The organism is Shewanella sp. SM32 (assembly GCF_025654235.1).
GTDB lineage: Bacteria > Pseudomonadota > Gammaproteobacteria > Enterobacterales > Shewanellaceae > Shewanella > Shewanella oncorhynchi.
In genome coordinates this window covers 26526-48389 of the sequence record NZ_JAKKRO010000015.1, presented here as the reverse complement: position 1 = coordinate 48389, position 21864 = coordinate 26526, and the positions used below count along the sequence as shown (strand labels likewise).

At 45.6% G+C, this 21864-nt stretch carries 19 protein-coding genes; 12 read left to right on the top strand and 7 right to left on the bottom strand.

All coding sequences use genetic code 11. The features are described from left to right. Positions 1 to 84 precede the first annotated feature (84 nt). From L5M10_RS08355 to L5M10_RS08340, 4 genes are all read left to right on the top strand, one after another. The gene (locus L5M10_RS08355) at positions 85 to 2175 is read left to right on the top strand and encodes a TonB-dependent hemoglobin/transferrin/lactoferrin family receptor (protein ID WP_263255159.1); all 2091 of its coding nucleotides are present in this window, start codon (positions 85 to 87) and stop codon (positions 2173 to 2175) included. Positions 2176 to 2210: 35 nt separating this feature from the next. After that, positions 2211 to 2792: a heme utilization cystosolic carrier protein HutX gene (gene hutX / locus L5M10_RS08350; protein WP_263164217.1), complete on the top strand. Its 582-nt coding sequence runs from the start codon at positions 2211 to 2213 to the stop codon at positions 2790 to 2792. Positions 2793 to 2828: 36 nt separating this feature from the next. Then, the gene (gene hutZ / locus L5M10_RS08345) at positions 2829 to 3386 is read left to right on the top strand and encodes a heme utilization protein HutZ (protein ID WP_263164215.1); all 558 of its coding nucleotides are present in this window, start codon (positions 2829 to 2831) and stop codon (positions 3384 to 3386) included. A gap of 218 nt (positions 3387 to 3604) precedes the next feature. After that, a complete protein-coding gene (locus tag L5M10_RS08340) occupies positions 3605 to 5509 on the top strand; it encodes an ABC transporter transmembrane domain-containing protein (RefSeq protein WP_263182771.1) in 1905 nt (634 codons plus the stop codon). A 124-nt stretch (positions 5510 to 5633) separates the two neighbouring features. Here the strand turns inward: L5M10_RS08340 and L5M10_RS08335 are convergent, their stop codons facing one another. The 3 genes from L5M10_RS08335 to L5M10_RS08325 all read right to left on the bottom strand — a co-directional run bounded on the left by L5M10_RS08335 (position 5634) and on the right by L5M10_RS08325 (position 10862). Next, on the bottom strand, positions 5634 to 7235 hold the full coding sequence (locus L5M10_RS08335) for an AMP-binding protein (protein ID WP_263148345.1): 1602 nt from the start codon (positions 7233 to 7235) through the stop codon (positions 5634 to 5636). Between the two features lie 521 nt (positions 7236 to 7756). Continuing rightward, the gene (gene ccoG / locus L5M10_RS08330) at positions 7757 to 9229 is read right to left on the bottom strand and encodes a cytochrome c oxidase accessory protein CcoG (RefSeq protein WP_263237422.1); all 1473 of its coding nucleotides are present in this window, start codon (positions 9227 to 9229) and stop codon (positions 7757 to 7759) included. Positions 9230 to 9401: 172 nt separating this feature from the next. Continuing rightward, positions 9402 to 10862: a sigma-54 interaction domain-containing protein gene (locus tag L5M10_RS08325; RefSeq protein ID WP_105250005.1), complete on the bottom strand. Its 1461-nt coding sequence runs from the start codon at positions 10860 to 10862 to the stop codon at positions 9402 to 9404. 369 nt (positions 10863 to 11231) lie between these two features. Here L5M10_RS08325 and L5M10_RS08320 point away from each other — a divergent pair, with 369 nt between their 5' ends. Next, positions 11232 to 13808: a TonB-dependent receptor plug domain-containing protein gene (locus L5M10_RS08320; RefSeq protein ID WP_263164260.1), complete on the top strand. Its 2577-nt coding sequence runs from the start codon at positions 11232 to 11234 to the stop codon at positions 13806 to 13808. A 141-nt stretch (positions 13809 to 13949) separates the two neighbouring features. On the opposite strand, the gene L5M10_RS08315 is transcribed toward L5M10_RS08320, so the two are convergent. Then, complete coding sequence (locus L5M10_RS08315) at positions 13950 to 14501, bottom strand: thioredoxin family protein (RefSeq protein ID WP_113939891.1); 552 nt, start codon at positions 14499 to 14501, stop codon at positions 13950 to 13952. Between the two features lie 277 nt (positions 14502 to 14778). On the opposite strand from L5M10_RS08315, the gene L5M10_RS08310 reads away from it, so the two are divergent. Continuing rightward, complete coding sequence (locus L5M10_RS08310; RefSeq protein ID WP_105250002.1) at positions 14779 to 15393, top strand: LysE family translocator; 615 nt, start codon at positions 14779 to 14781, stop codon at positions 15391 to 15393. A 92-nt stretch (positions 15394 to 15485) separates the two neighbouring features. Here L5M10_RS08310 and L5M10_RS08305 read toward each other — a convergent pair whose 3' ends face one another. Next, a complete protein-coding gene (locus L5M10_RS08305; RefSeq protein WP_263164208.1) occupies positions 15486 to 15806 on the bottom strand; it encodes a DUF3144 domain-containing protein in 321 nt (106 codons plus the stop codon). A 74-nt stretch (positions 15807 to 15880) separates the two neighbouring features. Further along, positions 15881 to 16444 (bottom strand): Tfp pilus assembly protein FimT/FimU, encoded by a 564-nt coding sequence (locus L5M10_RS08300; RefSeq protein WP_028761538.1) that lies wholly within the window; start codon positions 16442 to 16444, stop codon positions 15881 to 15883. A gap of 187 nt (positions 16445 to 16631) precedes the next feature. Between L5M10_RS08300 and ung the strand changes: the two genes are divergently transcribed. After that, complete coding sequence (gene ung / locus L5M10_RS08295) at positions 16632 to 17297, top strand: uracil-DNA glycosylase (RefSeq protein ID WP_168825006.1); 666 nt, start codon at positions 16632 to 16634, stop codon at positions 17295 to 17297. 82 nt (positions 17298 to 17379) lie between these two features. Here ung and ispB read toward each other — a convergent pair whose 3' ends face one another. After that, positions 17380 to 18351 carry an octaprenyl diphosphate synthase gene (gene ispB, locus L5M10_RS08290; RefSeq protein ID WP_049821790.1) on the bottom strand — a complete coding sequence of 324 codons (972 nt, stop codon included), beginning with the start codon at positions 18349 to 18351 and terminating at the stop codon, positions 17380 to 17382. A 272-nt stretch (positions 18352 to 18623) separates the two neighbouring features. Between ispB and rplU the strand changes: the two genes are divergently transcribed. From rplU to L5M10_RS08265, 5 genes are all read left to right on the top strand, one after another. Then, positions 18624 to 18935 carry a 50S ribosomal protein L21 gene (rplU, locus tag L5M10_RS08285; protein ID WP_006080526.1) on the top strand — a complete coding sequence of 104 codons (312 nt, stop codon included), beginning with the start codon at positions 18624 to 18626 and terminating at the stop codon, positions 18933 to 18935. A 14-nt stretch (positions 18936 to 18949) separates the two neighbouring features. Next, complete coding sequence (gene rpmA / locus L5M10_RS08280; protein WP_006080527.1) at positions 18950 to 19204, top strand: 50S ribosomal protein L27; 255 nt, start codon at positions 18950 to 18952, stop codon at positions 19202 to 19204. Between the two features lie 214 nt (positions 19205 to 19418). Continuing rightward, positions 19419 to 20588, top strand: coding sequence for an Obg family GTPase CgtA (gene cgtA, locus L5M10_RS08275; protein WP_105250000.1), 1170 nt, complete (start codon positions 19419 to 19421; stop codon positions 20586 to 20588). Between the two features lie 27 nt (positions 20589 to 20615). Beyond that, positions 20616 to 21377 carry a threonine/serine exporter family protein gene (locus L5M10_RS08270; RefSeq protein ID WP_113939893.1) on the top strand — a complete coding sequence of 254 codons (762 nt, stop codon included), beginning with the start codon at positions 20616 to 20618 and terminating at the stop codon, positions 21375 to 21377. Further along, a complete protein-coding gene (locus L5M10_RS08265; protein WP_113939894.1) occupies positions 21374 to 21847 on the top strand; it encodes a threonine/serine exporter family protein in 474 nt (157 codons plus the stop codon). The genes L5M10_RS08270 and L5M10_RS08265 overlap by 4 nt, the downstream gene beginning before the upstream one ends. The last annotated feature ends 17 nt before the right edge of the window (positions 21848 to 21864 follow it).

Sequence of the window (21864 nt, the reverse complement as noted above, 5' to 3'; positions counted from 1 at the left end):
CGAAAGGATTGGCGTCTGGAAAGAGAGTGTAGGCTCAGTAATAAATTGTACGGAAACAGCTGAATATCACTTGAGGATGAAGAGATGAAAAAAAAGCCGTTAGTGATCGCCATGGCGATAGCACTGAGTGGTACGGCCCTAAGTTTTACGTTAGCGGCAGAGGAAAGTGTTAAGCCCGTTGTTCAACAGGATGCGAATAAAAAACTGGTCACGACTGAATTTGATGAAGTATTGGTGAGTGCAACACGCATCAGTGAAAAAGCCTCCGAAACCAGCCGTAGCGTGGCAGTGGTTGATGAAGAGCAACTTACGGTCGCTCAAGCATCATCAGTTGCCAATGCCCTTAAAAATGAGGCGAATATTACGCTGACCAATGGCCCAAGAGCTTCATCTCAAGGGGTTGAAATACGTGGTTTAAGTGGCGATCGTGTGTTGCAAACAATTGACGGCGCAAGACAAAATACCAGCTCTGGTCACAGAGGTACCTACTTTATGGACCCAGAGTTGCTCAAATCCATCGAAGTGCTGCGCGGCCCTGCCAGTAGCTTGTGGGGCAGTGGTGCCCTCGGTGGCGTCGTAGCGCAGAATACTAAGTCGGCACAAGATTTTTTAGCACCAGACGAGACCTTTGGTGGCTATTTCAAACAAGGTTATGAGACCAATGGCTCCCGCACTAAAACCAGTGGCGCTATTTATGGGAAACAAGACAGTATCGATTGGTTACTCAATGGTGCCTATTACGATTCAAACAATATAAAAACCGGTAATGACGAAACTCTAAACAACAGTGCATCCCAAGGCAGCAGTGGTTTAGCTAAATTCGGTTGGCAAGCCGATGAGGCATCACGGTTAGAGTTATCAGCAAGAGCCAGCAAAAACAATGAATTAGTACCGAGCAATCCTTCTGCTGCTGTGAGTAGTTCAGTGCCTTTGGTGCGCCGCAAGACTGACGATCAAAACCTCACCCTAAACTACAGTCTCAATCCTGCTAATAACCCGTATCTGGATACTAAGATGCAAGTGTATTGGAACAGTACCGACTACGATGAAGACCGTATTACGAAAGGTCAGCAAGACAGTACTGAGTTCCGCACTGTGGGGATTAACCTTAATAACAGTTCGCGTTTAGGCAATACTCTGTTGACCTACGGGGTCGATGGTTTTCGCGATACCATAGAAACGACGCGTGATGATTCGGGCCAAGTGGGCCAGCGTCCAGAGAATATCGATGGCGAAACCACAGTATGGGGCGCTTTTACGCGTGCGGATATCGAGCTGACTAAGACGTTAAATCTTGATGCGGGTCTGCGTTATGACAGCTTTAAAAATGACAGCCATAATCTCAACTTATCCTCAGATGACAATGAGTTATCACCATCGCTTGGCTTGGTGTGGCAGACTCAGCCTTGGTTGACCTTAAGTGCCCGTTACGATCAAGCCTTCCGCGCACCTACGGTAGAGGAAATGTTCTCCAGCGGCACCCACTATTGCATCCCGCCAATCCCCGGATTTTTACCCCAAGGTTTATGTAACACCTTCGCGGTGAATTCGGATCTAAAAGCAGAGACTGCGCGCAATAAAGAAATTAAAGCGGACTTACGTTTCAGTGAGTTAGCGGGTGATGATGAACTGGCGCTAACGTTTAACGTTTTCCGTAACGATGTGGACGATTTTATCGTGCAGCAAGTATCTAATCCTTGGCGTGGCATTCCTGGATTCGAGCAAACGACCTCATGGAATAACGTTGAAGATGCACGTTTAACAGGTTTTGAAATTAGCGGTCGTTACCGTATTGGCCAAACTCGCTTAGCGATGAATTACGGCCAAACCCATGGCGAAGATCGTCAAACGGGCGATGATATAGAAGGTATACCCGCCAATAAGTTCAATGTCGATTTATCCCAAGGCATTATGGAAGGTGACATGAAACTCGGCACTCGCGTCACTTATGTGGCGACTCAGTCGAATACGCCTGACGGCTTTAAAGTGGCGAAATACGACGATTACACCCTATGGGATGTGTATGTTGCGTGGGAGCCGACTATGGGCGCGATGGCGGGTGTGAGAGTGGATTTCGCAATCGAAAATATCGGTGATGAGAAGTATCAACAAGCGTGGCAAACCTTGTATCAACCGGGTCGTAATATGAAGTTATCGGCGCGATATATGTTCTAAGCCACTCAATAGTCACTACCGCTGGAGACAGTAAAATGAAGATGACACTCGATACCGAGCTCGATGTCGCGCCAGATTTAAGCTCTGAGCAACGTCAGCTAAGTGAGCTACAGGCGCAATTGCGACAACGATTTGAACAACAAGCTGATTTAATGCCAGCACAGCTCGCCAGTGAATTAGGCATTGCCGAGCTTGAAGTGGTTGCAGCGCTGCCGCCCGAACAAGTGGTGTTTGTTCCGTTAACTCAGCTCGATACCTTACTGCAAGCCTTACCCAAATGGGGAAAGTTAACCACTATTGTGATGTTATCTGGCAGCGTATTTGAATTTAAAGGGGATTTCCCCGAGGGAAAATACGCCCACGGTTATTACAACCTCTACAGCAAGGGGGACGGTTTGCATGGTCATCTCAAATTAGATGACATGAGTGGTATCGCCTTGATCAGCAGACCTTTTAGAGGCAGCGAGAGCCATTCGATTAACTTTTTCGGCAGTGAAGGTGAGGTAGTGTTCAAAGTGTATTTAGGCCGTGATAAACAAAGAGCACTGTTTCCTGAGCAAGTTCGCCAATTTAAAGCGCTCGCGACTGCCTTTGCCTCGGTGCAATCACACCTCTGAATTGAGCATTAACAAAAGTATTAAGGAAAACAGTAAATGAAACCTGAAATTACCGAACAAGAACAACGTTTAAGAGACAAACTCTTACCCGAAATCGAAGCCTTTAAACAGCAGCGCGAGACCTTGCAACTGGCCACCATTGGCACAGATGGCCAGCCGAATGCGAGCTATGCGCCCTTTGCTCTGGCTGATGATGGTTTTTATATTTTGGTGAGTGACTTAGCCCGTCACGGTCATAATTTAAAGCACTCATCTAAGATCTCTGTGATGTTAGTTGAAGACGAAACTGCGGCCAAATCGGTTTTTGCCCGCAAGCGTTTAACCTTCGATGCGATTGCCGAGGCAGTGCCCCGCGATACGCCCGCCTTCAGCAAAGGTGTTGGTGTGTTATCGGCACGTTTTGGCGAAATGTCCGATAACCTTGCGGCGTTAACCGATTTTAACTTATATAAGCTCGCGCCCCATCAGGGTCTTTACGTCAAAGGTTTTGGCCAAGCATTTAGCCTGAGCGGCGCAGAGTTGTTAGATGTGGATTGGAAGCGCGATGGCCACCACGGCACGCCAAAAACGCCGGAAAACAAGCAAGTCGCTTAAGCCGCGTCAAGCTATTGTAATAAAACAAACCCGCACTCGCTGCGGGTTTGTTTTATGCTTTTCTTTTGAGTAAAACCACACAGCCCTTGAATTCCACTGCAAGAGGTAGCATCTCACTTATATGCTTTAAGTAATGCTGCGCGGTTAACGGCTGCAGATGATCCCATTCATGCTGATGTTATATTTGAATTGCCTTACCTACCTCAAGGATGCCACCCGTGACCGAGCCGACAGCCGAACTAGCCAAATCATCTGAACCCATTAAAGCGGGGGCTGAGCCATTGCCCGAAAAGTTAATTCCAGTCATGCCTACAACAAGCGCTGATGCATCAAAGGCTAAATGGACCTCGGCGCAGCAAAGATCGGTATTGCCTTGGATTATGGGTTTTCTTAAACCCTACAAACTGAAAGTTGTCGCGGCGATTATCTGCTTGATTATAGGGTCGCTCGCTTGGTTATCATTGGGCCAAGGTGTGCGCTTGATGGTCGATGAAGGCTTTGTAAGGGACAATGCGCAGCGGCTGAATGAAATCATACTGTTAGTGCTCGGAATTACCGCCGTCAGTGGCACAGCGGTGTTTTGCCGCTTCTATTTGATGACTTGGCTTGGTGAGCGGGTCAGCGCCGATATTCGTCTCACTGTTTACAATCAACTGCTTAAACTTTCTCCCGCCTTTTACGCTAAGGTGCGCACCGGTGAAGTGATCTCCCGTTTTACCGCCGATTCTACTTTGCTACAAACTGTGGTGGGTTCGAGTCTTTCCATGGCGCTGCGCTCTAGCGTAACTGTGCTTGGTGGTTTAGTCATGATGGGTATCACTAGCGTTAAGATGACATTGCTGGTGTTGTTGGCGGTGCCCTTAGTGTTAGGGCCGGTGATCTTTTTTGGTCGCAAAGTACGTGTGTTAGCACGGGAAAGCCAAGATAGGGTTGCGGATCTCGGCGCTTATGTTGATGAAACACTTCATGAAATTCATACGGTACAAGCCTATGGGCATGAAGATCAAGACCGTAGCTTGTTCAATCGCCGCGTCGAAGATGTGATGTCTGCGGCAAGTGGCCGTATCCGTTATCGTGCCTTGCTGATCTCGACTGTGATGTTTTTAAGTATCGCCGCCATCGCTATGGTGACTTGGGTCGGTGCCCACGATGTGATGGCGGCTAAGATGACCGGCGGTGAGTTATCTGCCTTTATGTTTTATGCTGTTATGGTCGCGGGCGCAGTAGCGACCATTAGCGAAGTGATAGGCGAAATTCAGCGGGCTTCTGGCGCCGCCGAACGTTTAATCGAACTGGCTGAAACACAAGTGGATATTCCCGTTGCAACTCATCCTGTGAGTTTGCCCGCCAAGGTCAGTGGCGAGTTAATGATTGAAGGGCTCAATTTTGCCTATCCAGAGCATGATGCCTTAGTGCTAAAACAGCTCAATATGAGCATTGCTGCGGGTGAGCGGGTCGCCTTAGTGGGGCCAAGTGGCGCAGGTAAAAGTACCTTGTTCCAGTTGTTGCAACGCTTTTATGTGCCTAGCGCTGGCAGTATTCGACTGGAAGGTATTGATATTGCCAATCTTCTGCCACAGGAGTTGCGGTCGCAGTTTGCTCTAGTGCCGCAGGACTCGGTGATTTTTGCGACTAGCGTACTTGAAAACGTGCGTTATGGTCGAGTCGATGCCACCGAACAAGAAGTGATAGATGCCTGTATTGCAGCACGTGCCCACGAGTTTATTAGCGAGTTTACTGAAGGTTATCAAACCTATTTAGGCGAGCGTGGCGTGCGGCTTTCTGGTGGACAAAAACAACGTATTGCCATTGCGCGGGCGATTTTAGCCGACAGACCGATATTGCTACTCGATGAAGCGACCAGTGCCTTAGATGCGGTGAGCGAGCAGAAAGTGAAGCAAGCGCTGGATGTATTGATGGCGGGTAAAACGACTTTGATTATTGCTCACCGTCTATCGACAGTAATCAATGCCGATAGGATTTTTGTGTTTGATAAGGGTGAGATTGTTGCCTGCGGTCGCCACCAAGAGTTGATGCAATCCAATGCGTTATATCGTGAATTTGCCAGTCTGCAATTGTTAACCGAAGAGGCCAATGCCAGCGCCTTGAATGAGACCATTTAGGTAAAATAAAACCCAGTTGCTAGCTTAAACACTTAAGCTCGGTCACTGGGTCTTTTATTGTGCTTTTGTTGCTAAGCTCTGTTACTCAGCTTTGTCTTTAAGTACGGCACTTTAAGTGCGGTCTCTAAGCTTTATCTTTTAGCTCGCGGCGCAGAATTTTGCCTACGGTACTTTTAGGTAATTGCGCCATAAATTCAATCACTTTTGGCAATTTATAGGCGGTTAACTGCTCGCGGCAATAGGTTAGAATGGCCTCTTTAGCCTGTTGATGATCTTGGCTATCATCCTTAAGCACGATAAAGGCTTTAACCGCTTCGCCCGAGTGCTCATCTTTTACTCCCACCACGGCGCATTCGATCACATTAGGGTGGCTCGCTAGGACGTTTTCCACTTCGTTGGGATAGACATTAAAACCTGAGACTATGATCATATCTTTTTTACGATCAACTATTTGGTGGAAACCTTCCGCTGTTGCTATGGCAATATCCCCAGTTTTGAAGAAGCCATCTTGAGTCATAGCATTGGCGGTTTCCTGCGGATTATTCCAATATCCCCGCATGACTTGTGGGCCGCGTGCGGCTAATTCTCCGGCCGTACCTAAGGGCACTTCAATGTCGTTTTCATCTAAGAGTTTAACCTCAGTGCCAATCACAGGTTTACCAATTGTGCCTAGTTTTTGATAACCGGGTGCATTGAGTGAAATCACCGGCGAAGTTTCAGATAGCCCATAACCTTCACTGATCATGTTGCCTGTCGTCTGTTGCCAAATGTTGGCCGCCGCGGCCGTCAGTGCTGTGCCGCCCGAGATAGTGATTTTTAAATGGCTAAAGTCGAGTGCTTTAAACTCAGGTTGATGGCATAGGGCGACAAACAGAGTATTGAGTCCTGCAAATCCAGTGAAGGGATATTTGGCGAGTGTCTTAATTAAGCCGCTAATATCCCGTGGATTTGGAATTAATACCGAGCAGCCGCCACACTCGAAATACAGCACTAAGTTCACCATAAACGCATAAATATGGTAAATCGGTAGCGGTGCAACGAAGATATCTTCCCCTTCGGTGATCACGCTCGCGATGCGGGATTTTACCTGCGCCGCATTAGCGAGCATATTGCCGTGGGTCAACATGGCACCTTTAGATAATCCAGTGGTGCCGCCCGTATATTGCAACGCCGAGAGGTCGTCGAGATTTGAGATAAATCGGCTAAAGGGGAGTTCTGCGCCTTGTTTTAAAATTTGGCAAAACTCCACATTCTTCAGGCCTGTCTTAGGCTGTACGTGCGGATCGATCAAATCTAATGGGTGGGTTGAAATGACATATTCTATTTTGGTGCTGTCGATGACTTTGGCTAAGGTCGGTAATAGATCGGATAAAACCACGATCGCTTTGGCACCAGAATCATTGAACTGATGGATGAGCTCACGCTCGGTATATAGGGGATTAGTGTTAACTAAAATAAGCCCAGCCCTGATTGCGCCGTAGGCCGCGATGACAAATTGGGTGATATTAGGCAATTGAATGGCGATGCGATCGCCAGGTTTGAGTGTGGTCTTATTTTGTAAATAGGCGGCAAAGTAACGAGAATCGCGTTCTATCTCGTTAAAACTGCTGGTTTTACCGAGACAGGCATAGGCGGGTTTATCACCGTAACGCAAGCTGGTTTTCTCGATCAGATCGACCAGTGATGAGTAGTTTAGTTTGAGTTGAGAGTCTTGATCGTATGCCATGCTGAACTACCTCAAAGATGATGTTTATTAGTTGTTATTATTTTGGAGTTAAACAGGTGTTTAGATTAGAGGGTGTTAGCACCAGAGGTCAATGCTTATCGCGAAAAACATCTTTATGCCAATAACGGTATCTTTATGTAACAAATAGTATTTTTACTCTAAAGCTGAGTGCTTAACTATAGCTTAGTTATCTTAGAAGCTTAGTTATCTAATGAAACACAAAACCTAAATAAGAGTTGAAGGAAAGACAATTTAAAATTTGTAACCGTTATGTTTCTAAGGATTGAGATTGAATGTGCTCAATTTGCTTTGTCTATGCGCCGTTTAACGGGGAAATTTTCAGATTTGTAGGTGTTTAAGGTTTTATTCTGATGTATGAGACGTTAAAGATATGGTTGTCTTTGGGGATGAATTCCTGCCTTTAACCGGCGCTTGAGTTGATTCCTCAAGCGCCGATTGGGTAGTTAATCTGATGATGACCAATGTTACGGTAACTCATATTAAGCGCTAAAAGCCCAGTGCTAAGGACTGAAGAATCCGGTTTCTTGGCTCACTTGTTGTGTTGGTTGTTTAACATCCGTCACCGAGAATTGGATAATTTTGCGCCCCGAGGGGATAGCATCCTTATCGGCTAATACAGTGACGGGATAGTCGACTTGTTCACCCGCTGCCAAGGTAATAATAGGATCGGCAATCAAGCTAAAGGGCATTTCACTGTCGACGGCGAGTTGATATTGCTTAGTATCTTGTGTCTTGTTGCGGATCTTCAGCTGATAGGTATTTTCAACTTTATTATCCAAGGTTTCACGGTACAAGCTTTGGCGATCACGGATCACGTTAAGCTGGATCTCGCTGCGGCTATTTAAGTCTAACCCTATGACGATAAACATGATAATGACCGCTGCACCGTAGCCTAAGAAACGCGGCGAGCGCCAATAGGAGTAATTTACTCCCTTAAGATCATTTTCACTCATATAGCCGATAAGATTCTGCTTGTAATCGAACTTCAACATAGTCTCATTACAGGCATCGACACAGGCGCCGCAGTTGATGCACTCATATTGCAAGCCGTTACGAATATCTATCCCTGTTGGGCAAACTTCGACACACAAATTACAGTCAACACAGTCACCTAAAGTATGGTCATCTTGATTGTTCTCTTGTTTACGTTTGCGAGGGCCACGGGCTTCACCGCGCTGTGCATCATAGGTCACGGTTTTAGTGTTGGCATCGAACATCACAGCTTGGAAACGTGAATAGGGGCAGCAATGTAAGCACATTTGCTCGCGCATCCAGCCCGCATTGAGATAAGTACAAATGGCGAAAAACCACACCCAGCTTGTCACCCAGAAGCTGGCATTACTCGTCAAGATGTCCACATAAAGTTCGCGGGCGGGAATAAAATAACCGATAAAACCACAGCCAGTGAGCAGAGCTGTTAGACCCCAAAGTAGGTGTTTTGCACTTCTTTTACCGATTTTACTGCTAGTCCAAGGGGCTTTATCGAGCTGCTTACGTTTATTACTGCTGCCTTCGATGCGCGTTTCTATCCACACATAGATAAAGGTCCAAGCTGTTTGTGGGCAAAGGTAACCGCACCAAACACGCCCCCAAAATACGGTAATGAAAAACAGACCGAAGGCGGCGGCGATAAAAATCCATGCCAGCAAGGTAAAGTCCTGTGGCCAGAGCGTGATACCAAAGAAAAAAAACTGTTGTTGGCTGATATCTAACAGTATTGCTTGGCGGCCATCAATAGAGATAAACGGCAGGGCGAAAAACATCACGATCAATAGGCTATTCATCATAGTTCGCAGGCGCTGAAAATCACCTTTTTGCTCACGAAAATGGATATTGCCAGAGGGGAGACGGCTTTTTGCTGCGGTTTCAGTAGAGAGGTTTTTAACCGGAATGTGTAGCTCTACTGAGGCAGGTTTCGCGCCCACACTCTTATTTACACTTGGAGAATTTGGGGTAACTTCGCTCTTGGGCATAAAGGGTCCTAACGGCTTAAATAAGATTCGCCTCCCTATAGCAAGCGCTAGGCCAAGTTTTAATTGGCTCAACATCATGATATTTATAATTATTTTTTGATTGGAACTAGATGGAGAACACGATATATCACACATTGGCGATATATCGCGTTTTTAGTGTGCTCGTTTTGAATTAGATTTCACTCGATTGACGCTGGATCCCCAGTTTTTTCATTCGCGATCTCAGTGTACTTGCGGGCACACCGAGGACATTCGCTGCGCCGAGTGGGCCGGATATGCGCCAGTTTAAGCGCTTAAGGGTTTGTTCTATATGCAGCGCTTCCGCTTCTGCTAAGGTTTGCCCTTGGGTTTGAGCTAAGGGATTATTGCTCGGCATAGCGTGGATCTGCAGAATATCTCCTTGGGATAGAATGGCTTCGCGTTCGAGGATATTTTGCAGTTCGCGCACATTGCCCGGCCAAGTATAAGCCATGAGTTTTTGTAGCCCTTTTTGGCTCACTCCACGAATTTTTTTACCTAGCTTACGATTCAAGTTGTGCAGAATATGGCTGACGAGTTCGGGAATATCTTCGATTCTTGCGCGCAGTGGTGGTACTTGAATAGGGAATACATTCAAACGGTAATAGAGATCCATCCTAAATAATCCCTGTTCGACTCGCTTGAGTAAATCGTGGTGACTGGCGGCGACTAAGCGAATATCCACTTGAATGGTTTCGCTGCCACCGAGACGTTCGAAGGATTGTTCTTGGATGACTCGCAGTAGCTTTGATTGGGCTTCTAAACTGAGTTCAGCGACTTCGTCGAGGAACAGTGTGCCTTGATGAGCAAGTTCGAAGCGACCTTTACGGCGGCTTGTGGCGCCAGTAAATGCCCCCTTCTCGTGACCAAAGAGTTCACTTTCTAGTAAAGATGCCGAAAACGCGGCACAGTTGACACTGATCATGGGTTTATCTTTGCGGCGACTGAGCTGATGTAAGTTACGGGCAACGAGTTCTTTTCCTGTGCCATTTTCACCACAAATGAGCACAGTACTGTCGGTATTGGCCACCATGTGCAATTGCTGGATCATATGGCGGATCACTGTACTGGCACCCGAAATATCCACATCACCCGTTTTGTCTGCCAACTCTGCCTGTAGATAATGATTTTCAGAGGCGAGTCGCTCCGAGAGTGCTTGTACTTGGGCTAGGGCTTGGCGTAATGACTGCTCTGTTTGTTTTTGAATACTAATGTCACGAAATATCGCGACTACGCCAATCAGTTGATTGTCACGGTAAACAGGGGTGGAACTGTAATGAACGGGGAAGCTACTGCCATCTTTACGCCAAAATACATCGTGGGTGATTTCTCGGGTGATCCCATCCTTTAAGGTGTTGTAAATTGGACAATCCTCTTGGGGATAATGACTGCCATCTGCATGGCTGTGATGATGGCAGTTATGGATGTTTTTACCGAGTAGCTCTTCATTCTTCCAACCCGTCATGCGTTCGGCTGCCGGATTGATAAACACCGCATTACCGCTTAAATCAAATCCATAAATACCTTCGCCGACAGCGTTGAGCAATAACTGGTTTTCCGGTAAGAAATGCTTATCTATCGATTTTTCATTATTGACTGAAATCTTATTGGTCATCTGTCTTACTCTGGTTTTGGCGGTATTTTCTGAGTATACCTTAAGTACTGTGACGCGATATATCGTGTTTTTGATTATGCCCTTTAAGCATTTTTTCTTTGGTGATTTTTCTGCTCACACTTTTTGCCGTTCGAGTACATTTTACTTGGTGCCATACTCTAAAAAATATTTTCATCTAAGAAATTGATATAAAAGATAAATGACTAATATTCATTCAAAAGTCTGATTTAACATTGGATATTGTTTAATTTGTGTTATAAAAATGTTTGTGTAATGTGATTTTGTGTTGGCCGTGGTAGCAAGGTTTAGGGACGAGAATCGCACAAAGCAGGTCAGGTATTCTAAAAATAATAAGCAGTTGGGATGAATATGATGACCTCAAAGAAGCAGAAGTTTGGATTAAGTGCAGTGAGTTTGGCGATTACTCTAGCCTTGTCTGGTAGTTTAATCAGTCCGCAGGCAATAGCAGAAGAAGATGAGACGGCTGTTAAAAATGAGAACGTTGAAAAAATTGCAGTTGTAGGGTCCCGTGCTGCGCCACGCTCAATCGGCGATTCCCCCGTTCCTATTGATATTATTAGTAGTGACGACCTTAAAAAAAATGGTTCGACTGACATGATTGATATGTTAGTGACTTCGGTGCCATCGTTTAACTCACGCGCTCAACCCATTAGTGATGCAGCAACCTTAGTTCGTCCCGTTAATTTACGGGGTTTGCCATCAGACAGTACGCTAGTGCTAGTTAACGGTAAGCGTCGTCACCGTGCATCTGTGATTGCGTTCCAAGGTGGTGGTATTAACGATGGCGCTCAAGGTCCTGATATCTCAGTTATTCCTGGTTCTGCATTAAAGCAAGTTGAAGTATTGCGCGACGGCGCTGCGGCGCAGTATGGGTCGGATGCGATTGCCGGAGTCATGAACTTTGTTTTAAAAGATAATTCCGAGGGTGGTTCCATCACTGTGACCCAAGGAGAATATTACGAGGGTGATGGTGCTACAACTACGGTCGAAGGTGATGTCGGTTTACCTGTGACTGAAAATGGCTTCGTCAATTTAAGCTTCCAGTATAAAAATGCTGACTCCACTAGCCGTAGTGTGCAGCGTCCTGATGCGGCTAACTTAGCCGAGCAGGGTAATACCGCGATTAATGACCCCGCACAAGTGTGGGGTAATCCTGAGATTAATGATGACTATTCAGTGTTCATCAACTCAGGCTTAGACATTAATGCCAATATGCATGCCTATGCCTTTGGTAATCTGTCTTCCCGCGATGCCGTGGGAGGCTTCTATTATCGTTACCCGCAAAATCGTAGCAATGTGTATTCCAATGATGGTGGTCAGAATTTACTTGTGGGCGCTGTAAATGGTGATCCATCAACATGTGGACTCGTACCGATCCCTAAAAATGCTGATGGAAGTGACGGCAACGTACTCGACACTGATGCATACAAGGCGATGGTTGCCGACCCAAATTGCTTTGCTATGAACCAGATATTTCCAGGTGGCTATACGCCACAGTTCACCGGCACCATTGAAGATATGTCCTTCTTCGCAGGTGTAAAAGGCGATATCGGTGAATGGAATTATGATTTCAGTGCTGGTACTGGGGCGAACAAAGCCAGTTTTGGTCTTAAAAATTCGTTGAATCCATCACTAGGATTAGACACTCCGACCGATTTTGATACGGGGGCTTATGAGCAAGTTGAAACTACCGTTAACCTCGATTTCTCGCGCTTCATAACCTTAGGAGGCATTGAAGACATTAGTTTTGCTTCTGGTTTTGAATGGCGAAATGAGTCGTTTGAGATTTCTCAAGGTGATGAAGCCTCGTGGATTGCTGGCCCTTATGCTAGTCAAGGTTTCAACATTGGTGCGCATGGTTTTAAAGGCTTTGGCCCAGAGTCTGCGGGTAAAAACTCACGTCATAACATAGGTATTTATACTGATTTAGAAGCTTATTTAAGTGATGACTGGTTACTCGGTTTAGCACTGCGCTACGAAGACTTTTCAACCTTTGGTGATACGTTAAATTACAAATTGACGTTGCAGTATTCTGCAACGGATGAATTGTCGTTCCGCGCCTCACACAGCACCGGCTTTCGTGCTCCAACGGTTGGCCAAGAAAACGTGGTGAATACCCAGACATCGATCATCGATGGTGAATTGATCCAGACCTTTATTGCCCCCCCAACCGATCCGCTTGCGGCATTTTACGGTGGTGAAGTGTTAAAGCCAGAAGAGTCGATTAGTTATGCGATTGGGGCTGTATATGAGTACGAAAGCTTCTTCTTAACGGTCGATTACTACAACATTGGCGTAGAGGGCCGTATTGCACAGTCGAGTAAGATTGATGTTGAGGCTACAGATTATGATGCCTTACGTGCCGCAGGGGTTGAGTTCCCTGAGTTGATCCAAGGCGTGAGCTATTACACCAATGACTTTGATACTACGACTCAAGGTATCGATATCGTCGCCTCCTATGATGCGGAAATCCTATCGGGTAATGCTAAATTCAGTCTTGCCTATGGTTGGACCGATACCAGCGTTGATAAGTTTGATCTTAAAACGACCGATGCGGGTAAAGTTTGTCGATTAGAAGATGGTATCCCAGCGCACCGTGCCACCTTAACTTGGGCACAGTCATGGGACAAGGTAACCCTGTCACTACGTGGTAACTATTTTGGTGAGTACTATGCGACTCACGCTGATGATACCTCTGACTGGGGCTCTGAAATGGCTGATGCTGCAGTGACCGTCGATCTTGAAATGAGCTATCAATTACTTGATGGCTTAACCTTGGCGGTGGGGGCTAATAATCTATTTGATCAAGAAGCGCAAAAGCTGAAAGAAGGGACCTTGGGTGAACTCGGTGGCGTTTATTATGAAAGTGGGCCATTCGATTACAACGGCGGTTTCTACTATGGTCGAGTGAATTACCGTTTTTAATGAGTAAGCCAATTTATAGAAGCGATTTCTAACCCACCTTTCAAGAAATTTGGCTTTTATAAATAGAAGTGAAGTAAGCAAAAAGGCTGCAATGCAGCCTTTTTTATTCGTATTTGACTCGTCCTAAATATGGTTTAGTGCTTAGTTACGATTCGTTTGCGCGGCAACTAAACCATTTAACACATCACTCATACTGAGTTTTGATGGCAATAGAATCCCATTAGGGGCGCTTGGACCATAAATTTTATTGTAGGGCGTGCCGGGCACTCCTTCATGGCGCATATAGGTTTCAATCGTTTTATTCGCCTCACTCCAGTTACCTTGCATCAGGATGATATTGTCGGCCATCAAGGCATTTACAATTTGCTCCCTGTGGGTGACTTCCGCTTTATTCGTTTGGCAGATGGTGCACCAATCAGAGGTAATATCGACAAAGACGGTATAGCCTTGGGCAACCAGAGGCGCGATTTTCTCTGGGGCTAAGGTGTGCCATTGTAGTTTTTGATAGGCTTGGTAATCCTCGCTTTTGTGCACAAATCCAATAATAGCACTGAGCCCTAAGGCGAAAAATCCCAGCACAAAAATCACCGTCAGCGGTATGGTTTTACCTTTTTGTCTTTGCCAAAGCAGTAATAAGATCGCACCTATTAATAGGCAAAGAATAAAAATACTGATCAGCGTTATAGTGTTCATAAAATTTCCTGATTGAGAATCGCCTTTGTGATAATAGCGATGAAGGCTTAGGTATTAAGGTTTGGCTATAAAGACTTAGGTTAACGCTAATCTTAGCGGTTAACGGCTTAAATCAGTGTGAATTTATGGGATTATCGCGTTTGGGGTTCTCTTAAATGACTGTTCATTTATTGAAAATGGATTTATTAGCGTTAACGCCTTGATGACGCGATGTTAGAATAGCAAGCAAGTTTAAGGCCCAGCAGTGGGCTTTTTTATTCGGCGAAAGGTGTCATCAATGAGTTGGAGTACTTGGTTAGGTTTATTGGCTATTTGTTGTTTGGGGGCTATGTCGCCGGGCCCAAGTTTGACTATGGTAGTACGTCATACTTTAGGTGGTGGGCGGGGAAAGGGTATCGTTTGTGCTTGGGCACACTCGATAGGGATTGGGATCTATGCGCTGGTGACGTTACTGGGCTTAGCCGTAGTCCTTAAAAAGGCGCCCTTAGTCTTTAATGGCATTGCGATTCTCGGTGCCTTATACCTTGCTTGGATGGGAGTTCAAGCGCTGCGTTCCAATGGCGGTATGCAAGCTAAATTGGCTGCAGGGGAGGCGACAGATACCTTAACCGCAGCCCGTGATGGTATTGCTATTTCTTTATTCAACCCTAAGATAATGCTATTTTTTCTTGCGTTATTCAGCCAATTTGTGATGGTCGCCGACAGCATGACGGCTAAAGCATTAATTGTTTTTACACCGTTAGTGGTCGATGGTCTTTGGTACACCTTGATAGCCTTATTGCTATCCCACTCGAGTGTGTTGCCTAAGTTGAGAGAAAAAGCGGGGTTAATTGATAAGTTGTCCGGCGTAGTATTGATATTGCTGGCGATCCGTGTGGTGTACACGCTTTAGTGATCTATCTAAAATCATTGGTTTTAAATAACAAACACGCCATCAATCGATGGCGTGTTTGTTTATGGCTATGCATTTAAATCAAGGCGTGATTAGCCTTTAAACATTTGCACAGAATTATCAGCTTCTTCTGCCACACTTTCTTGGATAATGGGTGGATTGGCAATGTGGTCGTCTAAGTTGTCACTCAGCATTTCTTTGAATTCACTGCTAAACCATTCTAATGCGCTCTCTTTTTCAGCACCGAGATCCGCTGATTTAATCGCGGCTTCGAAGGCATTAAAACGTGCTGCGGCAAAACGGAGTGCTGTGCCAACTTTACCTACATCTGCTTCTTGTTGGCTTAGCTGATTGGCTAAGGCAATAAACTGATCGGCAAGTTCGTAAATGGTGGTGGTGCTCGTGTCGGTCATGGCGTTCACTCTAAAAAAGTAACAGATTAAAGTTCGATTCTAACTTAATTGGTGTAAGAAGGAATCGTCAGGCATTAACTATTGGGATCTGTGTCGGTAATGACGACTCCTGTATGGGAGTCATAATTAATCGACAGTTTATCGTTTGTTCGATACAAATAAGTGCACTGGCCAGGATCGGTATAACTGGCTTTATAGTCGGTTTCAGTCGCATCAATATTCAAGCGCGAGACACTTGGCTGGGCATTTTGAAATAATACTTCCCATACCGATATACAGTCTTCAACATTATCGAGTGCCGGAGAGGCCTCATTGCCATGGATATAGTGTTGTGCTGGCCAACCGAAGGCGTTGAAATCTATTTGTTCGGATTGTGCCGTACCAAATACGGGTAAATCCTCTTTTGGACCTGAGCCCACTTTTACAGCCCATACGGAACGTGCCAGATTGATGGCTGATTTAAAGCCTCCGCCTGCCGCTTTAACGGTTGCAATTTGCGCATCTTGTTGCACATTGATAAATTTTGGCAGGGCCACTACGGCTAAAATACCGAGCACTATGATGACCACCACAAGTTCAATTAAGGTGAAACCCGTTTGATGTCTTTGAATTGATTTATCAGAATGTTGGATCATCATTACGTATCAGAGTGTGCGAGAATGGGCGCACTATATCACTTAATTTCGAATGTTTTAAATTGAAAGTCTTAACGTGAGACCTAGCAGGTTTAGTGGTATTACTTAGCGGCAGGTAAGGTCTGCAAACTTGCCATACCACTATAGGACTTTTAAGCTAACCCGATTATAGAATTGAGGAAGTAAAATAGTGACTCAGGCGACATGGCAAACATTTATCGATGAGCAAAGAGCTTTGCCTTATTTTCAGCAACTAAGCGCATTTGTTGACAATGAACGCAGGGCTGGGAAAGTGGTTTATCCCCCCGAAGTTGATGTTTTCAATGCTTTTAGTATGACGCCCCTTGAACAAGTCAGAGTGGTTTTGATTGGCCAAGATCCCTATCACGGCCCAGATCAAGCCCATGGTTTATGTTTTTCGGTTAAACGCGGGATAAAACCACCGCCATCTTTAGCCAATATGTACAAAGAATTAGCGACGGATATTGAAGGTTTTGTTGTGCCATCCCATGGTGATTTATCCGCATGGGCGGAGCAGGGGATACTGATGCTCAATACTGTGCTGACGGTTGAGCAAGGCAAGGCGCATTCCCATGCCAAAGCCGGGTGGGAAGTCTTTACGACTGCGGTGCTGGAATTATTAAATCGGCAGACTCAGCCGATTATTTTCGTGCTTTGGGGTAGTCATGCCATTAAAAAGGGTCAAGTCGTTAACGCACCGCAACATCAAGTGCTCACAGGACCACATCCTTCACCTTTATCGGCTTATCGCGGTTTTTTTGGTTGTGGGCATTTCTCTCAAGTGAATCAATTATTGCTTGAGCGAGGCGAAACGCCGATCCTTTGGCAGGTTTGATTTTAGGATTGCGGTTAAAGCAATAAAAAAGGTCTTACTGAGTAAGACCTTATTTTTGTGGCGAAATTACATTAGTTAGCAATCAGTGGTTTCTGTCGACCGAAATCTTAGCTAGCGTTACTAAGGCTTGCTTATAGTCGCTATCGGGTAAAGCAGATAATGCCGCGATGGCTTTCTCTGATTCTTCAATTGCTTTTTGTTGGGTGTAGTTTAACGCGCCGCAATGGTGCAGTGCTGCTACGATTTTATCTATGGCCTGAGTACCATCACCTTGCTCAATTGCTTGACGTATGAGCTGTTTCTCTTCGTCTGTGCCATGGGCAATGGCATAGATGAGTGGCAGAGTCGGTTTACCTTCGGCAAGGTCATCGCCAATATTCTTACCTAGCTCGTCACTGTCGGCGGTATAGTCGAGTAAGTCGTCGGTAAGCTGAAAGGCGGTGCCGAGATATTTACCATAGTTGCCTAAGGCGGTTTCTTGCTCAGGCGTTGCACCTGCTAGCACGCCCGCAAGTAGCGTAGCGGCTTCAAATAACTTGGCTGTTTTGCAATAAATGACCCGCATATAGCTTTCTTCAGTGGTGTCTGGGTCATTACAATTCATCAGCTGTAAGACTTCACCCTCGGCCAACACGTTAGTCGTATCAGCTAACACTCTGAGCACTTTCATGTTGTCAAGTTCGGTCATCATCTGGAATGAGCGGGTATAAAGGAAATCCCCGACTAGCACACTGGCACTATTGCCAAACAGTGCATTGGCGGTTTCTCGTCCGCGGCGTAACGTCGATTCATCAACGACATCATCATGGAGCAATGAGGCTGTATGGATAAACTCAATAATCGCCGCTAGCTTAAGATGTGCTTCGCCTTCGTAGCTCACTGCACGTGCGGCTAAAACCGACAGCAGAGGACGAAGACGTTTACCACCACCATTAATAATGTAAAAACCTAATTGATTAATTAGGGCGACATCTGATTCAAGCTGTTTATATATCAGCTGATTGACTGCTTGCATATCAGTGTCAGCCAGTTGACGAATAGCGTTTAAATCCATAATAGACTCTGGTTGTGGGGTCATTACGTACCCGGCCCCTGTTTAGGCTCACGTGTTATAATGAAATGAATTTTACCTAAAATTCTGACATATGACAGCACTAGCTCAACTAATGTGAGAGTTAATCCGGTCTTTTTTTATTCTTTCCTAATTAGGGCTTGCCAGAGTTGGATTCTTCGCGTAAACTCCGCGCCCATTGTCAATAAAGTTTTTGTAGCACCCTGCCTCATCCAAGAATGAGCCCGCGTGTTAGGAATTGGAGTAAAATAGCTATGTACGCTGTTTTTCAAAGTGGTGGTAAACAACACCGTGTAGCTGAAGGCCACACAGTACGTTTAGAAAAGTTAGAAGTTGCAACTGGCGAAACTATCGAGTTCGATCAAGTTCTTTTGATCGCTGATGGCGAAACAGTGCATGTTGGTGCTCCTTTAGTAGCTGGCGGTAAAGTCGTTGCTGAAGTTGTAAGTCACGGTCGTGGCGATAAAGTTACTATCGTTAAGTTCCGTCGTCGTAAGCACCACGACAAGAAAATGGGCCACCGTCAGTGGTTCACTGAAGTTAAAATTACTGCTATCAACGCATAATAGGAGTCTAACTCATGGCACATAAAAAAGCTGGCGGTTCTACTCGTAACGGCCGCGATTCAGAAAGTAAACGTCTAGGTGTTAAGCGCTTTGGCGGTGAATCAGTTCTAGCTGGTAACATTATTGTTCGTCAACGTGGTACTAAATTCCACGCTGGTGTAAACGTAGGTATTGGTCGTGACCATACTCTGTTTGCTCTGACTGACGGTAAAGTTAAATTCGAAGTTAAAGGCGCTAATAACCGTAAGTTTATTAGCATCGAAGCTTAACTTTCGAACCTAGCTTATACTGTTAAAGCCCCGCCATTGGTGGGGCTTTCTGTTTTTTGTGCTTCTATTTACGCCGTGTAGATGCTTGAGTTGGTAAATGATTACCAAGAATGAGCATTGACAGGTAAGATTGGGAGCAAAGTATCTCGAGTTTTTTGGCGACCAATGAAGTTAGACGGTATAATTGCTTCATTCAGTGGTGCCAGGAGTAAGTATGAAGTTTGTCGATGAGGCAGTAATTAGGGTCGAAGCAGGCGACGGCGGTAGCGGTTGTGTTAGCTTTAGGCGCGAAAAGTATGTACCTGATGGTGGTCCTGATGGTGGTGATGGTGGCGACGGTGGCAGTGTTTTTCTGCAGGCTGACGAAAACTTCAACACTTTGATCGAGTTCCGTTTTGAACGTTTTCACATGGCTGAACGTGGCGAAAATGGTCGTGGCCGTGATTGTACTGGTCATAGCGGTAAAGATTTGATCTTAAAAGTTCCTGTTGGTACTCGCGCGGTCGATCATGATACTGAAGAAGTCCTTGGGGATTTAACAACCCACGGTCAAAAGCTATTGGTTGCCAAAGGTGGTTTCCATGGTTTAGGTAACACCCGTTTTAAGAGCAGTACTAACCGTGCCCCACGTCAAAAGACGTTAGGCACACCCGGTGAAGTTCGTAGCCTTAAATTAGAGTTGTTACTGCTGGCTGACGTTGGTTTGCTTGGCATGCCTAACGCGGGTAAGTCGACATTCATTCGTGCGGTTTCCCGTGCAACGCCGAAAGTGGCTGATTATCCGTTTACAACACTGGTGCCTAACTTAGGTGTGGTTAATCCACGTCCTGGGCAAAGCTTTGTGATTGCGGATATTCCTGGTCTCATCGAAGGCGCTGCCGATGGTGCGGGTTTAGGTATTCGCTTCTTAAAGCATCTTGAGCGTTGCCGTATTCTGCTGCACATCATAGATATTGAGCCGATTGACGGAACCGACCCGGTTGAGTCTGCGCGCGCTATCGTAGGTGAGCTTGAGAAATATTCTCCAAAGTTGGCGAGTAAGCCGCGTTGGTTAGTCTTTAACAAAACCGATCTGCTGCTTGAAGAAGAGCTGCAAGAGAAGGTTGATCGTATCGTTAAAGAAATGGGTTGGGAAGGCGATGTTTATACTATCTCCGCCTATAACCGCGACGGTACCAGTGAGTTGGCATTAAAACTCCTCGATTATATTGCGAGTCTTCCACCAGAAGACAATGAAGTCGACCCAGATAGTGAAGTTGAGTTCAAGTGGGATAATTATCATCAAGCAAACCTTGATTCATTGAATGAAGATTATGTTGATGAAGATGATGACGACGACTTTGATGATGACGACTACGACGTAGAAGTTATTTACCAAAGATAATAGTAATCTTTGAGTTTTGAGAGTTCTGTGTACGCTGATACTCAAAATGATATTACTCGGCAAGTTGTGCGTGCTGCACAATTGCTACTGGCCTACGGCGCGGAATCTGATTTAGTTGAAGAAATCAGCCAGCGTCTAGGTCAGGCTTTAGGTCTTGCCAGCGTAGAACTCTCTATTTCCTCTAATTCCCTCGTGTTAACCAGTTTGGTTCATGGTCGCTGTATCACAACTACTCGTCGTATTCGTGAGCATGGCATTAACATGACAGTCGTCTGTGAATTACAACGTATCTGTTTACTCGCTGAAAAAGGGTTGTATGGCCCAAATGAAGTGCGTAAACGCTTGGCGCGGATTGAACCTAAAACCTATCCTCCTAGCTTAGTGGTATTCATGATTGGCCTGTCGTGCGCTAGCTTCTGTCATTTATTTAATGGCGATCTCACTGCCTGCGTGATTACTTTTTTTGCCGCGGCAGTGGGTATGTCGGTACGTTTAGCAATTGCTAAGCGGCATTTTAATTTATTAGTCAATTTTGCCATCACAGCTTTCGTCACCAGTATGCTGGCTCAAACGGGTTATTTGTTTGAGTTAAGTGAAACTCCTAAGGCTGCTATGGCCGCGAGTGTGCTGATGTTAGTGCCGGGTTTTCCGATGATTAATGCGATTTCCGACATGGTAAAAGGGCACATGAATGTCGGTATATCCCGCTGGGGTCATGCTACTTTGCTGACTGTTTCTTCAGTGATAGGGATTACAATTGCGATGCAGATCGGCGGAATTTTCCTATGATGGAATTACTGATAACGCTGCTGCACGATGCTTTTTTCTCAGCAATTCCCGCCGTAGGATTTGCTATGGTATTTAATGTTCCTAAACGATTTCTTCCTTACTGCGCTTTAGCGGGAGCCATTGGCCACAGTTCCCGTACTTTAATGTTACAGTTTGGTCTGCCAATCGAGTGGGCAACCTTCGCCGCCGCGGCATTAGTAGGGATTATTACCATAGGGTTTGGTAAGCGCCACTTAGCGCCACCTTTAATGTATGCTGTCGCCGCAATTATTCCTATGATCCCAGGCACTTATGCATTTAATACTGTGATTGCCTTAGTGCAATTAACCGCTCAATCTCAAGTCAGTCCTGAACTGACGGGGCAAGTGATTAGTAATGGCCTCAAAACCGTCTTTATTCTAGGGGCGTTAGCCGTGGGTTTGGCCATGCCGAGTTTGCTGTATTTCAGGACTCGCCCCGTCATTCAATAATTCTATTTCTATAAAAC

Bases quoted from the DNA above. Each gene is read 5' to 3' on its own strand.
- L5M10_RS08355 (WP_263255159.1), top strand. From the start codon at position 85: ATGAAAAAAAAGCCGTTAGTGATCGCCATGGCGATAGCACTGAGTGGT.
- hutX (WP_263164217.1), top strand. From the start codon at position 2,211: ATGAAGATGACACTCGATACCGAGCTCGATGTCGCGCCAGATTTAAGC.
- hutZ (WP_263164215.1), top strand. From the start codon at position 2,829: ATGAAACCTGAAATTACCGAACAAGAACAACGTTTAAGAGACAAACTC.
- L5M10_RS08335 (WP_263148345.1), bottom strand. From the start codon at position 7,235: ATGGCATACGATCAAGACTCTCAACTCAAACTAAACTACTCATCACTG.
- ccoG (WP_263237422.1), bottom strand. From the start codon at position 9,229: ATGCCCAAGAGCGAAGTTACCCCAAATTCTCCAAGTGTAAATAAGAGT.
- L5M10_RS08325 (WP_105250005.1), bottom strand. From the start codon at position 10,862: ATGACCAATAAGATTTCAGTCAATAATGAAAAATCGATAGATAAGCAT.
- L5M10_RS08320 (WP_263164260.1), top strand. From the start codon at position 11,232: ATGATGACCTCAAAGAAGCAGAAGTTTGGATTAAGTGCAGTGAGTTTG.
- L5M10_RS08315 (WP_113939891.1), bottom strand. From the start codon at position 14,501: ATGAACACTATAACGCTGATCAGTATTTTTATTCTTTGCCTATTAATA.
- L5M10_RS08310 (WP_105250002.1), top strand. From the start codon at position 14,779: ATGAGTTGGAGTACTTGGTTAGGTTTATTGGCTATTTGTTGTTTGGGG.
- L5M10_RS08305 (WP_263164208.1), bottom strand. From the start codon at position 15,806: ATGACCGACACGAGCACCACCACCATTTACGAACTTGCCGATCAGTTT.
- L5M10_RS08300 (WP_028761538.1), bottom strand. From the start codon at position 16,444: ATGATGATCCAACATTCTGATAAATCAATTCAAAGACATCAAACGGGT.
- ispB (WP_049821790.1), bottom strand. From the start codon at position 18,351: ATGGATTTAAACGCTATTCGTCAACTGGCTGACACTGATATGCAAGCA.
- rplU (WP_006080526.1), top strand. From the start codon at position 18,624: ATGTACGCTGTTTTTCAAAGTGGTGGTAAACAACACCGTGTAGCTGAA.
- rpmA (WP_006080527.1), top strand. From the start codon at position 18,950: ATGGCACATAAAAAAGCTGGCGGTTCTACTCGTAACGGCCGCGATTCA.
- cgtA (WP_105250000.1), top strand. From the start codon at position 19,419: ATGAAGTTTGTCGATGAGGCAGTAATTAGGGTCGAAGCAGGCGACGGC.
- L5M10_RS08265 (WP_113939894.1), top strand. From the start codon at position 21,374: ATGATGGAATTACTGATAACGCTGCTGCACGATGCTTTTTTCTCAGCA.